The organism is Pseudomonas sp. MS646 (assembly GCF_036693845.1).
GTDB lineage: Bacteria > Pseudomonadota > Gammaproteobacteria > Pseudomonadales > Pseudomonadaceae > Aquipseudomonas > Aquipseudomonas chlororaphis_E.
Genome location: NZ_CP144763.1, coordinates 1,820,824 through 1,834,721, shown reverse-complemented (window position 1 = coordinate 1,834,721; position 13,898 = coordinate 1,820,824). Strand labels below are relative to the sequence as shown.

Below are 13,898 nucleotides of genomic sequence, written 5' to 3'. Positions count from 1 at the left end.
TTAAGAAACCAAGGCAAATCGCGGCCACAAAAAAGGGCGACCGAAGTCGCCCTTTTTCTATGGTCTGACAGAACTCAGTTCTGTTTTTCCATTTGTGCACGCAGCAGGTCGCCCAGAGTGGTAGGACCAGCAGCGACGCTGTCCGAAGCTGGCTTGTCGCGCAGGCTTTGGATAGCTTCTTTCTCGTCTTCAACGTCTTTCGACTTGATCGAGAGCTGGATTACGCGGCTCTTGCGGTCAACGCTGATGATCTTGGCTTCTACTTCTTCGCCTTCCTTCAGGACGTTGCGCGCGTCTTCAACGCGGTCACGGCTGATTTCGGAGGCTTTCAGAGTCGCTTCGATATCGTCGGCCAGAGTGATGATGGCGCCTTTGGCGTCAACTTCTTTCACGATGCCCTTAACGATTGCGCCTTTGTCGTTCTCTTGAACGTACTCGGAGAACGGATCGCTTTCCAGTTGCTTGATACCCAGGGAGATGCGCTCGCGCTCTGGGTCAACCGACAGGATAACAGTGTCCAGCTCGTCGCCCTTCTTGAAACGGCGTACGGCTTCTTCGCCCACTTCGTTCCAGGAAATGTCGGACAGGTGAACCAGGCCGTCGATGCCGCCGTCCAGACCAATGAAGATACCGAAATCGGTGATCGACTTGATGGTGCCGGAGATTTTATCGCCCTTGTTGAACTGGCCAGAGAAGTCTTCCCATGGGTTGGACTTGCACTGCTTGATGCCGAGGGAGATACGACGACGCTCTTCGTCGATGTCCAGAACCATGACTTCCACTTCGTCGCCGACTTGTACGACTTTCGAAGGGTGGATGTTCTTGTTGGTCCAGTCCATTTCGGAAACGTGTACCAGGCCTTCAACGCCTTCTTCCAGCTCAGCGAAGCAGCCGTAGTCGGTGAGGTTGGTAACACGAGCGGTGACGCGGGTGCCTTCTGGGTAACGGGCTTTGATAGCAACCCATGGGTCTTCACCCAGTTGCTTCAGGCCCAGGGAAACACGATTGCGCTCGCGATCGTACTTCAGAACCTTGACATCGATCTCGTCGCCAACGTTGACGATTTCCGAAGGATGCTTGATACGCTTCCAGGCCATGTCGGTGATGTGCAGCAGGCCATCGACGCCGCCCAGATCCACGAATGCGCCGTAGTCGGTGAGGTTCTTGACGATACCCTTGACCTGCTGGCCTTCCTGCAGCGATTCCAGCAGAGCTTCACGCTCGGCGGAGTTCTCGGCTTCCAGGACGCTGCGACGGGAAACGACAACGTTGTTGCGCTTCTGGTCCAGCTTGATGACCTTGAATTCCAGCTCTTTGCCTTCCAGGTGCGTGGTGTCGCGCACTGGACGGACGTCAACCAGGGAACCTGGCAGGAACGCACGGATGCCGTTAACGTCGACAGTGAAGCCGCCTTTAACCTTACCGTTGATAACGCCCTTGACCACTTCCTCAGCTGCGAAAGCCGCTTCCAGAACGATCCAGCATTCAGCACGCTTGGCTTTTTCACGGGACAGCTTGGTTTCACCAAAGCCGTCTTCAACCGAGTCCAGCGCAACGTGAACTTCGTCACCGACGTTGATGTTCAGTTCGCCAGCGTCGTTGTAGAACTGCTCAAGCGGGATGAGTGCTTCAGACTTCAGACCAGCGTGAACGGTTACCCAGCGAGCCTGGTAATCGATATCGACGATAACACCGGTGATGATGGAGCCAGCCTGAAGGTTCAGGGTTTTTAGGCTTTCTTCAAAGAGTTCCGCAAAGCTTTCGCTCATTTTAATTCCTGATGATTGGGGCGAAGGATACGCCCGGCTCCACACCCCAGACGGTGTGGGTTAGTTTCATGTAGAAGAAGCACCGCAGGACTATGACTGGTCCCCTGCAGAGCTTCCTGGTCACCCGGCGAGATCGCGCAGTGCGATTTCGCTCATGATGCGTTGCAACACCTGATCGATGGACAACTCCGTGGAATCCAGCTGTATCGCATCGGCCGCCGGCTTGAGCGGGGCCACTGCGCGCTGGGTGTCACGCTCGTCGCGTGCACGGATCTCATCTAGCAGACTCGACAGACTAACATCCTCGCCTTTGCCCTTCAACTGCAAATATCGACGACGAGCCCGCTCCTCCGCGCTGGCGGTGAGGAAAATCTTCAAGGGCGCTTCAGGAAATACCACCGTGCCCATGTCACGACCGTCGGCCACCAACCCTGGCAGTTCCTGGAAAGCACGCTGGCGTTGCAGCAACGCTTCGCGCACCGCCGGCAGCGCAGCCACCTGGGAAGCCCCGGCCCCCACGCTTTCGGTGCGAATGACATCGCTGACTTCATCGCCTTCCAGGATGATGCGCTGCAACTGGCCATCGGTGGCTGCGATGAACTGGACATCCAGGTGCGCAGCCAACGCCTTGAGCAACTCCTCGTTGGTCAGGTCGACACCATGGTTCGCCGCGGCGAATGCCAGCAGGCGATACAAGGCACCCGAATCCAGCAGGTTCCAGCCCAGTTGCCTGGCCAGGATCCCGGCCACGGTGCCCTTGCCCGAACCGCTCGGGCCATCGATGGTGATGACCGGTGCCTTGATGATCACGACTGCGCCTCTTGTGCTACTCGAATGCCGACCTGTGCGCACAGCGCCAGGAAATTCGGGAACGACGTGGCGACGTTGGCGCAGTCATGGATGCGAATCGGCGCGCTGGCGCGCAACGATGCAACGCTGAAGGCCATGGCAATGCGGTGATCGCCGTGACCATGGACTTCGCCGCCGCCGATCTGGCCGCCGTCGATGATGATGCCGTCCGGTGTCGGTTGGCACTTCACGCCCAGGGCCAGCAGGCCGTCGGCCATTACCTGGATACGATCCGACTCCTTGACCCGCAGCTCTTCAGCACCGGTCAGCACTGTGCGGCCTTCGGCACAGGCAGCGGCCACGAACAGCACCGGGAACTCGTCGATGGCCAGCGGAACCAAAGCCTCCGGAATCTCGATACCCTTGAGTTTAGCCGCTCTTACGCGAAGGTCCGCCACCGGTTCACCGCCCACTTCACGCTGGTTCTCCAGGGTGATGTCGGCGCCCATCAGGCGCAGGATGTCGATCACGCCGGTGCGGGTCGGGTTGATACCCACATGTTCGAGCACCAGTTCGGAGCCCTCGGCGATGGACGCGGCCACCAGGAAGAATGCCGACGACGAGATATCGCCAGGGACTTCGATGTGAGTCGCGGTCAGCTTGCTGCCGGACTCGACCGACGCAGTTGCGCCGTTGACGGTGACCGGGTAGCCGAAGCCACGCAGCATGCGCTCGGTGTGATCACGAGTGGGCGCAGGCTCGGTCACGGTGGTCTTGCCTTCGGCGTAGAGACCAGCCAGCAGCAGACAGGATTTCACCTGCGCACTGGCCATCGGCATGGTGTAGGTCAGCCCCTTGAGCTTGTTGCCGCCACGGATGGTCATCGGTGGACGACCTTCGGCAGCCGTCTCGATGACCGCACCCATTTCCCGCAACGGGTTGGCGACACGGTTCATCGGCCGCTTGGACAGCGAGGCGTCGCCGGTCAGCGTGCTGTCGAAATCCTGCGCGGCCAGCAGGCCGGACAGCAGGCGCATCGACGTCCCGGAGTTACCCAGGTAGATCGGCCCAGGCGCTGGCTTCAAGCCATGCAGCCCGACACCGTGGATGGTCACGCGACCGTGGTGCGGACCTTCGATGACCACGCCCATGTCGCGAAACGCCTGAAGCGTCGCCAGGGCGTCTTCGCCTTCGAGGAAGCCTTCCACCTCGGTCACGCCTTCGGCCAGGGAGCCGAGCATGATCGAGCGGTGGGAAATCGATTTATCGCCCGGTACACGAATACGCCCACTCAGGGAGCCACCAGGTTGTGCCAGGAAAATCAGATCGTTGGAGTTCATAGCGTCCACATAGGCCCGACGGGCCAGGATTTTACTGAAATGCTCGCGGGCCACCCTGGCGCGTGTGAAAACGCCCAGCAATTGGTGCCCGTCCCCTGCATCGACCGCGTCGCGCAAGGCGTCGAGATCGCTGCGAAATGTATCGAGTGTGCGCAGGACAGCTTCACGGTTGGCGAGGAAGATGTCGTGCCACATGACCGGGTCGCTACCGGCGATTCTCGTGAAATCGCGGAAACCGCCGGCAGCGTAACGGAAGATCTCAAGATTTTCATTGCGTTTGGCCAATGAATCCACCAACCCGAACGCCAGCAGGTGCGGCAAATGGCTGGTGGCGGCCAAGACTTCATCGTGGCGCTCGACCTGCATATGCTCGACGTCGGCGCCCAGCTCGCGCCAGAGGCGGTCCACCACCGCCAACGCAGCCGGATCGGTCTGCTCCAGCGGCGTCAGGATCACCTTGTGCCGGCGAAACAGCTCGGCGTTGGAGGCTTCCACCCCGCTCTGCTCGGAACCGGCAATCGGATGCCCCGGCACAAAGCGCCCCGGCATCCCGCCGAACGCCAGGGTGGCCGCCCGCACGACATTGCCCTTGGCACTGCCGACATCCGTGAGGATGGCGCGCCCCAGGTCCATGGTCGCCAGGCGCGCCAGCAGTTTTTCCATGGCCAGGATCGGCACCGCCAACTGAATCACGTCCGCGCCCTGGCAGGCGACCGTCAGGTCGTCTTCACAGCGATCCACCACGCCCAACTCGACCGCCAGCTTGCGTGACTGCGGGTCCAGGTCGACGCCGACCACCTCCCGGCACAGCCCACTTTCGCGCAATCCCTTGGCAAACGAACTACCGATCAGCCCCAGGCCGACCACCACCAGGCGCCCGATCATAGGAACAGCAGGTTGCAATGAAGTGACATCAACCACGAGCCAGGACCTTGCTCAACGCCTCCAGGAAACGGCTGTTCTCCGCCGGCAGCCCAATAGTGATGCGCAAGTGGTTCGGCATGCCGTAGTTGGCCACCGGACGCACGATCACGCCCTCACGCAACAACCCCTGGAACACCGGGGCGGCGACACGCCCGAGATCGACGCAGATGAAATTGCCTTTCGAGGGGATCCAGTCCAGGCCCAACTCGCGGAAACCGGCTTCGAGCTGCTGCATGCCGGCCTCATTGAGACGACGGCTCTGCGCCAGGTATTCCTCGTCCTGCAACGCGGCACAGGCCGCAGCCAGGGCGAAGCTGTTGACGTTGAACGGCTGGCGCACGCGGTTCAGCACATCGGCCACCACGGCCGTGGACAAGCCGTAGCCAACCCGCAGCGACGCCAGGCCATAGGCCTTGGAGAACGTGCGCGAAACCAGCAGGTTCGGATAGGCCGCCAGGAAATCCAGGCCATCAGGCAGGTCGCTGCCTTCGGCGTACTCGATGTAGGCCTCGTCCAGCACCACCAGCACATGCTCCGGCACGTCCTGCAGGAAGTCATCCAGGGCCTGGGCATCGAACCAGGTGCCGGTCGGGTTGTTCGGGTTGGCGATGAAGACCACCCGGGTGTTGGCGTCGATGGCCGCCAGCATCGCCGGCAGATCGTGCCCCCACGCCTTGGCCGGCACCACATGGGCGTCGGCGCCGACAGCTTGCGTCGCGATCGGGTAAACCGCGAACGCGTGTTCGCTGAACACCGCATTGAGGCCCGGCGCCAGGTAGGCGCGGGCCACCAGCTCGAGGATGTCGTTGGAGCCGTTGCCCAGGGTCACCTGGTTCAGCTCTACGCCACAGCGCTCGGCCAGCAGGCTTTTCAAGGCAAAGCCGTTGCCATCGGGGTAACGGGTCAGCTCGGCCAGCTCGTCACGGATCGCCGCCAGCGCCTTGGGACTTGCGCCCAGCGGGTTTTCGTTGCTCGCCAGCTTGACGATGCTGGCCGGGTCCAGGTCCAGCTCGCGGGCCAACTCATCCACAGGCTTGCCCGGAACATAAGGCGAAAGTTGTTGCACGCCTGGCTGCGCCAGTGCGAGGAAGTTGCCACTCATTTGCTATCCGCCCTTAAAGAACTGCCTTGGGGTAGGAACCCAGCACCTTGAGTGCCACTGCTTCCTGACTGATTTTCTCAAGCACACCTTTGACCAGCGGATCGCGGTGGTGGCCGACGAAATCGATGAAGAACACGTAGGTCCATTTACCGCTGCGCGACGGACGCGTCTCGATACGGGTCAGGTCGATGCCATTGTCATGGAACGGCACCAACAGCTCATGGAGCGCACCAGGCTTGTTGCTCATGGAAACGATGATCGATGTCTTGTCGTCGCCGGTCGGCGGCACTTCCTGGTTGCCGATCATCAGGAACCGCGTGGAGTTATCCGGGCGATCCTCGATTTTCTCGGCCAGGCGAGTCAACCCGTAGAGGCCGGCCGCCATATCGCCGGCAATCGCCGCCGAATTCCATTCGCCCTTGACCCGCTTGGCCGCCTCGGCGTTGCTGGAGACCGCCACGCGCTCGACGTTCGGGTAATGAGCATCCAGCCATTTGCGGCACTGGGCCAGCGACTGGGCGTGGGAATAGATCCGGCTGATACTGTCGGTCTTGGTGTTTTCACCGACCAGCAGGTGATGGTGGATGCGCAGCTCGACTTCGCCGCAGATCACCATGTCGTGCTCGAGGAAGCTGTCCAGCGTGTGGTTGACCGCGCCTTCGGTGGAGTTTTCCACCGGCACCACGCCAAAATTCACCGCGCCGGCCGCCACTTCGCGGAAGACTTCGTCAATGGCCGCCATGGGCTTGCTGATCACCGCGTGGCCGAAGTGTTTCAGGGCCGCGGCCTGGGTGAAGGTGCCTTCGGGGCCCAGGTAGGCGACTTTCAGCGGCTGCTCAAGCGCCAGGCACGAAGACATCACCTCGCGGAACAGCCGCGCCATCTCTTCATTGCTCAACGGGCCCTTGTTGCGTTCCATGACCCGCTTGAGCACCTGCGCTTCACGCTCAGGACGATAAAACACCGGCACTTCGCCTTCCGCCAACGACGCCATTTTCACCCGGGCGACTTCCTGGGCGCAGCGCGCGCGCTCGCTGATCAGCTCCAGGACCTTTTCGTCCAGGGCGTCGATGCGCAGGCGCAGCGCCTTGAGTTCCTGTTCAGACATCAGCCATGTTCCTTCTCGAACTCTGCCATGTAGGCCACCAACGCATTGACGGCGTTGATGTCCACGGCGTTGTAGATGGACGCGCGCATGCCACCCACCGAGCGATGGCCCTTGAGGTTCAACAGGCCACGCTCGTCGGCACCCGCCAGGAACGGCTTGTCGAGACGGTCGTCGGCCAGGCGGAACGGCACGTTCATCCAGGAACGATCGGTCTTGTTGATCGGGTTGCTGTACAGGCCGCTGGCATCGATGAACTCATACAGCGTGCGCTGCTTCACCTCGTTGAGCTTGCCGATCGCTTCGACACCGCCCTGCTCCTTGAGCCATTCGAACACCAGGCCGGACAGGTACCAGGCCAGGGTCGGCGGCGTGTTGTACATCGAGCCGTTGTCCGCCGCGACCTTGTAGTTGAGCATGGTCGGGCACAGGGAACGGGCACGGCCCAGCAGGTCTTCGCGAATGATGCTGACCAGGATGCCGCTCGGGCCGATGTTCTTCTGGGCACCGGCGTAGATCATGCCGAAACGGGACACGTCCACCGGGCGCGAGAGGATGTCCGAGGACATGTCGGCGACCAGCGGCACGTCGCCGGTTTCCGGGATCCAGTTGAATTCCAGGCCGCCGATGGTTTCGTTCGGCGCGTAATGCACGTAGGCCGCGTCCTTGGACAGGTTCCATTCGTTCTGGCCGGGAATGGCGAAATAATCATAGGGCTTGGCGGTAGCTGCAACATTGACGTGGCCGTAGCGCGAAGCTTCTTCGATGGCCTTTTGCGACCAGATACCGGTGTCGATGTAGTCGGCCTTGCCGTTTTCCGGCAGCAGGTTCAGCGGAATCTGGGCGAACTGCTGGCTGGCGCCGCCTTGCAGGAACAACACTTTATAGTTGGACGGGATGTTCAGCAGATCACGCAGGTCCTGCTCGGCCTTGGTGGCAATGGACACGAACTCATCGCTGCGATGGCTCATTTCCATGACGGACAGGCCCTTGCCATGCCAGTCGAGAAGTTCACCCTGGGCGCGCTTCAGGACCGCTTCAGGAAGCGCCGCCGGGCCGGCACAGAAGTTATAGGCTCTCTTGCTCACATCCAATCTCGCTCTGATCTGGTGGTCACATAAATCTTGTGTTCTGCCCCCCTGTGGGAGCGGGGGATGTGCGATGTCGCAAATTTTCAAAAGGGACAAACAACAAGGGGGCGAATCTTCATCCGCCCCCTGCGTGTCCGCTTAGTCCTGCGGTTCTTCTTCGTCTGCGGCGGCATCCAGCGACTGATCGCCAACCGTATCGTCGACATCGGCACCGAGCGTGCCGTCGAACGCCACGTCATCCTCGCTTTCCAGCTCCTCGCCTTCGACTTCCGACGGCTCCTGGACCCGCTCCAGCCCTACTAGCGTTTCATCGCTGGCCAGCTTGATCAGCGTCACGCCCTGGGTGTTACGACCCAGGCTCGACACCTCGTCGACCCGCGTACGCACCAGGGTGCCCTGGTCGGAGATCAGCATGATCTCCTCGCCATCGAGCACCTGGACCGCGCCGACCAGACGACCGTTACGCTCGTTGCTGACCATGGCGATGACGCCCTGGCCGCCACGTTTGTACTCGGGGAATTCGCCGATGGCGGTGCGCTTGCCATAACCACGTTCGGAAGCCGTGAGGATCTGGCTGCCTTCTTCCGGGATCAGCATGGAAATCAGCTTCTGCCCTTCTGGCAGGCGCATGCCGCGCACACCGCGGGCGGTACGGCCCATGGCGCGGACATCGGACTCCTTGAAGCGCGTCACCTTGCCACCGTCGGAGAACAGCATGACCTCGCGCTCGCCGTCGGTAATGGCAGCGGAAATCAGCACGTCGCCCTCGTCCAGTTCCAGGGCGATCAAGCCGACGCTGCGCTGGCGACTGAAGGATTCCAGCGGGGTCTTCTTGACGGTGCCGTTGGCGGTCGCCATGAAGATGTAGTGGCCTTCGGTGTACTCCTCGACCGGCAACATGGTGGTGATGTACTCACCGTCGTCCAGCGGCAACAAGTTGACCAGCGGACGGCCACGGGCGGCACGGGAGGCCTCGGGGATTTCGTAGGTCTTGAGCCAGTACACCTTGCCCTTGCTGGAGAACAGCAGCAGCGTGGTATGGCTGTTGGCGACCAGCAGGTGGGCGATGTAGTCCTCGTCCTTGACGCCTGTCGCCGACTTGCCCTTGCCACCCCGGCGCTGGGCCTGGTAGGCAGCCAATGGCTGGGTCTTGGCGTAGCCGCCGTGGGAAATGGTCACCACGCGGTCTTCTTCCGGGATCATGTCACCCAGGGTCAAGTCCAGGCGCGCATCGAGGATCTCGGTGCGACGCACGTCGCCGTATTCGGCGCGGATCACTTCCAGCTCTTCGCGGATCACTTCCATCAGGCGCGTGGCGCTGTTGAGGATGCGGATCAGCTCGCCGATCTGGTTGAGGATCTCCTGGTACTCGGCCAGCAGCTTCTCGTGCTCCAGGCCGGTCAGGCGGTGCAGGCGCAGTTCCAGAATGGCCTGGGCCTGCTCCGGGGACAGGAAGTACTTGCCGTCACGCAGACCATATTGCGGATCGAGGTTTTCCGGGCGGCAGGAATCGGCGCCGGCGCGCTCGACCATGGTCATCACCGCGCTGGACTCCCAAGGGGTGCTGATCAGCGCTTCCTTGGCTTCCGACGGGGTTGGCGAAGCCTTGATCAGGGCGATCACCGGGTCGATGTTCGACAGGGCGACGGCCTGGCCTTCGAGGATGTGACCACGCTCACGGGCCTTGCGCAGTTCGAACACGGTACGGCGGGTGACCACTTCGCGGCGGTGACGCACGAAGGCTTCCAGCAGGTCCTTGAGGTTCAGGATCCGCGGACGACCGTCGATCAGCGCAACGATGTTGATGCCGAACACGCTTTGCAGCTGGGTCTGGGCGTAGAGGTTGTTGAGGATCACCTCGGGCACTTCGCCGCGACGCAACTCGATCACGACGCGCATGCCGTCCTTGTCGGACTCGTCACGCAGCTCGGTGATGCCTTCGAGTTTCTTTTCCTTGACCAGCTCGGCGATCTTCTCGATCAGGCGGGCCTTGTTCAGTTGGTACGGCAGCTCGGTGATGACGATCTGCTGGCGGCCGCCGACCTTGTCGATGTCCTCGACGGTCGAGCGGGCACGCATGTAAATGCGCCCACGACCGGTGCGGTAGGCTTCGATGATGCCGGCACGACCGTTGATGATCGCGGCGGTCGGGAAGTCGGGGCCGGGGATGTACTGCATCAGTTCATCGACACTCAGCTCGGGATTGTCGATGAGAGCCAGGCAACCGTCGATGACTTCACCGAGGTTGTGCGGCGGGATGTTGGTCGCCATGCCCACGGCGATACCGCTGGAGCCGTTGACCAGCAGGTTGGGGATACGGGTCGGCATGACCGCCGGGATCATCTCGGTGCCGTCGTAGTTCGGCACCCAGTCCACGGTTTCCTTGTGCAGGTCGGCCAGCAACTCGTGGGCCAGCTTGGTCATGCGCACTTCGGTGTATCGCATGGCCGCGGCGTTGTCGCCGTCCACCGAACCGAAGTTGCCCTGGCCGTCTACCAGCAGGTAGCGCAGGGAAAATGGCTGGGCCATCCGAACGATGGTGTCGTACACGGCGGTGTCACCGTGAGGGTGATACTTACCGATCACGTCACCGACGACACGGGCGGATTTCTTGTACGGCTTGTTGAAGTCGTTGCCCAGCTCGCTCATCGCGTACAGCACGCGCCGGTGCACGGGCTTCAAGCCATCGCGCGCATCCGGCAGCGCCCGCCCGACGATTACGCTCATTGCGTAGTCGAGGTAGGACTGTTTCAGCTCGTCTTCGATATTGACCGGTAGGATTTCTTTGGCCAGTTCGCCCATGAGAAGCCTGATTCCTTTTTCTGGTGAAACCTCGTCACATCCAGATGGGACGAACGAAGCTCGCCGCTGCCGAACAAATGCCGTGCAACGACTTACGACAAATCAACGAGTTATGCCATGGATCTGCGCAGTGAAGGCCGCCTCGCGAGGCAGCCTTGGAAACCGCCGGATGTTATCACAAGAGCCGCCACGCACCTATCCCCCAGATGCGCATGGTGCGTAGTTAGTTGACCGGTGACAGGCTGATATGGGATCAGAGGGGCTTAGAGGCGCTATGGATGGAGAACAAGAGCACAAATGCAAGGAATTTGTTGCCTGTAGAGGCCTCTTCGCGAGCAAGCCCGCTCCCACAGGGGATTTGTGTATGCCAGGGATGTCAGCCATAACACATTCCAGTGTGGGAGCGAGCTTGCTCGCGATGGCGACATTACTGACAACAACCGTCTCAATGCAGCCGCTTGCGGCACATCAACTGCGCCAGTTTCGCCGTATCGGGACGCTCGACGATGCCCTTTTCCGTGACGATGACGTCGATCAGGTCCGCCGGGGTGACATCGAACCGCGGGTCGAAGGCCTCGACGTCGGCGCCGATGCGCTGGCCCTCCATCTCCAGCAATGCGCGCCCATCGCCGTCCTCGAGCACAATGTCCTCGCCGCAGGCCAGGCTCATGTCGATGGCCGAGCTCGGCGCCACCACCATGAAGCGCACACCGTGATGCATCGCGCAGACGGCCAGTTGATACGTACCGATCCGGTTCGCCACGTCACCATTGGCGGCAATGCAGTCAGCCCCCACGATCAGCCAGGTCACGCCCTTGGTCTTCATGATATGGGCGGCGGCGGAATCGACGTTAATGGTCACCGGCAGGCCCTCCTCGGCCAGCTCCCAGGCGCTCAGGCGCGAGCCTGGCAGGCAAGGCCGGGTTTCATTGACATAGACACGCTCGACCATGCCTTCGATGAACGCGCCACGAATCACCCCCAGGGCGGTACCGAAGCCGCCGGTGGCCAGGGCCCCGGCGTTACAGTGGGTGAGGATGGCCTGGGCGTTGCCCTGGTGCTTGCGGATCAGGTCGACGCCGAGCTGGGCCATGGTCAGGTTGGCCTCGCGATCGCTCACATGGATCGCGATGGCTTCGGCCTCCAGCACCGCCAGCGGTTCGGCGTGCTCCTTCAGGCGGCCCAACCGATCACGCATCCGATCCAGCGCCCAGAACAAATTCGCCGCCGTCGGCCGGGCGGCAGCCAGCACGGCAAAGTCGGCTTCCAACGCGGCCTGCCAGTCACCGCCCTGCGTCATCCGGGCACGGGCGGCGAGCACGACGCCGTACGCTGCACAAATGCCAATGACGGGGGCGCCGCGCACCACTCGCGCACCAATGGCGTCGGCCACTTCGGCGGCGCTGGTGCAGGCGATCCAGTTCTGCTCGAATGGCAATGCCCGCAGATCTTGCAAGTACAGGACGCCATCGCGCCAATCGATGGCCTTCACCTTCTCCGCAGCCAACAGTCGATCGCGCATCCCTCACCCCGCACTCATGAACAAAAGCCGCCGATTATAGCGATCCCTCTGCGAAGACGCTCGGGTATACTTCGCCATCCTTTATACCCCATGGAACCGCTCCACGATGCCCAAGCCTGCCGTTGCGCTCGACTTATTATTGCTGCCGAGCTGGTTAGTGCCTGTCGAACCCGCCGGCGTAGTGCTCCAGAACCATGGCCTGGGCATTCGCGACGGTTGCATCGTATTTATCGGCCCGCGGACAGAAGCCCTCAAGTGTGACGCCGCAGAGGTTCGCGAACTGCCCGGCATGCTCCTGGCCCCCGGTCTGGTCAATGCCCACGGGCACGCGGCCATGACGCTGTTCCGTGGCCTGGCCGACGACCTGCCCTTGATGACCTGGCTCGAGCAGCACATCTGGCCGGCCGAGGCCAAGTGGGTCGACGAGGATTTCGTCCGCGATGGCACCGACCTGGCGATCGCCGAGCAGATCAAGGGCGGCATCACTTGCTTCAGCGACATGTACTTCTACCCCAAGGTGGCCAGCGAGCGCGTGCACAACAGCGGCATGCGCGCGCAACTGGCCATTCCGATCCTCGACTTCCCGATCCCCGGTGCGGCCAGCGCCGATGACGCCATTCGTCAGGGCATCGAGCTGTTTGGCGACCTCAAGCACCATCCTCGGATCAAAATCGCATTTGGCCCCCATGCGCCCTATACCGTGGGCGACGAGAACCTGGAGAAAATCCGCGTGATCGCCGAGGAGTTGGACGCGCCCATCCACATGCATGTCCACGAAACCGCCTTCGAAGTGCAGCAGGCTGTGGATAACACCGCCGAGCGACCGCTGGCGCGCCTGGGCCGGCTTGGCCTGCTGGGACCGCGCTTCCAGGCCGTGCACATGACTCAGATCAGCGATGAAGACCAGGCTTTGCTGGTAGAAAGCAATTGCAGCGTGATCCACTGCCCGGAATCGAACCTGAAACTGGCCAGCGGCTTCTGCCCGGTGGAGCGTTTATGGCAGGCGGGGGTCAATGTCGCCATTGGCACCGACGGCGCGGCCAGCAACAACGACCTGGACCTGCTGGGGGAAACCCGCACCGCTGCCCTGCTGGCCAAGGCTGTCGCCGGTTCCGCCACGGCCCTGGACGCCCACCGAGCGCTGCGCATGGCCACGCTCAATGGCGCGCGGGCGCTGGGCATCGAGTCCACCGTGGGCTCGCTGGAAGTCGGCAAGGCCGCCGACCTGGTGGCCTTCGACCTGTCGGGCCTGGCGCAGCAGCCGATCTACGATCCAGTGTCGCAGTTGATCTACGCCACGGGGCGCAACTGTGTGAAACACCTCTGGGTGGCCGGCAAGCCGTTATTGGAAGACGGCCGGCTGACGCGCCTCGACGAATCGCAATTGACCGCCACGGCCCAGGCCTGGGGGCGCCGCATCAGCGGACACGACGAATAACCACGCCCCTTGAGCC

Annotated in this window: 9 protein-coding genes; 1 reads left to right on the top strand and 8 read right to left on the bottom strand. The window is 62.0% G+C overall.

Features of this window, described 5'->3' with window-relative positions:
• Positions 1-74 precede the first annotated feature (74 nt).
• The 8 genes from rpsA to mtnA form a co-directional block, all read right to left on the bottom strand.
• Complete coding sequence (gene rpsA / locus V3H56_RS08120; RefSeq protein ID WP_042728079.1) at positions 75-1,769, bottom strand: 30S ribosomal protein S1; 1,695 nt, start codon at positions 1,767-1,769, stop codon at positions 75-77.
• 120 nt (positions 1,770-1,889) lie between these two features.
• Positions 1,890-2,579 (bottom strand): (d)CMP kinase, encoded by a 690-nt coding sequence (gene cmk, locus V3H56_RS08115; RefSeq protein ID WP_047737581.1) that lies wholly within the window; start codon positions 2,577-2,579, stop codon positions 1,890-1,892.
• Positions 2,576-4,783, bottom strand: coding sequence for a bifunctional prephenate dehydrogenase/3-phosphoshikimate 1-carboxyvinyltransferase (locus tag V3H56_RS08110; protein ID WP_338474776.1), 2,208 nt, complete (start codon positions 4,781-4,783; stop codon positions 2,576-2,578). Before V3H56_RS08110 ends, cmk begins: the two co-directional genes overlap by 4 nt.
• Positions 4,784-4,811: 28 nt before the next feature.
• The gene (gene hisC / locus V3H56_RS08105; RefSeq protein ID WP_053147051.1) at positions 4,812-5,924 is read right to left on the bottom strand and encodes a histidinol-phosphate transaminase; all 1,113 of its coding nucleotides are present in this window, start codon (positions 5,922-5,924) and stop codon (positions 4,812-4,814) included.
• 13 nt (positions 5,925-5,937) lie between these two features.
• On the bottom strand, positions 5,938-7,032 hold the full coding sequence (pheA, locus tag V3H56_RS08100) for a prephenate dehydratase (protein WP_053146538.1): 1,095 nt from the start codon (positions 7,030-7,032) through the stop codon (positions 5,938-5,940).
• Positions 7,032-8,117 carry a 3-phosphoserine/phosphohydroxythreonine transaminase gene (serC, locus tag V3H56_RS08095; RefSeq protein WP_042728090.1) on the bottom strand — a complete coding sequence of 362 codons (1,086 nt, stop codon included), beginning with the start codon at positions 8,115-8,117 and terminating at the stop codon, positions 7,032-7,034. Before serC ends, pheA begins: the two co-directional genes overlap by 1 nt.
• 141 nt (positions 8,118-8,258) lie before the next feature.
• Positions 8,259-10,922, bottom strand: coding sequence for a DNA gyrase subunit A (gyrA, locus tag V3H56_RS08090; protein ID WP_338474433.1), 2,664 nt, complete (start codon positions 10,920-10,922; stop codon positions 8,259-8,261).
• 445 nt (positions 10,923-11,367) lie between these two features.
• Positions 11,368-12,444, bottom strand: a complete 1,077-nt coding sequence (mtnA, locus tag V3H56_RS08085; RefSeq protein WP_042728085.1) for an S-methyl-5-thioribose-1-phosphate isomerase — start codon at positions 12,442-12,444, stop codon at positions 11,368-11,370.
• A gap of 106 nt (positions 12,445-12,550) precedes the next feature.
• Here mtnA and V3H56_RS08080 point away from each other — a divergent pair, with 106 nt between their 5' ends.
• Entirely contained in the window at positions 12,551-13,882 is a 1,332-nt protein-coding gene (locus V3H56_RS08080; RefSeq protein ID WP_047737587.1) for a TRZ/ATZ family hydrolase, read from the top strand.
• The last annotated feature ends 16 nt before the right edge of the window (positions 13,883-13,898 follow it).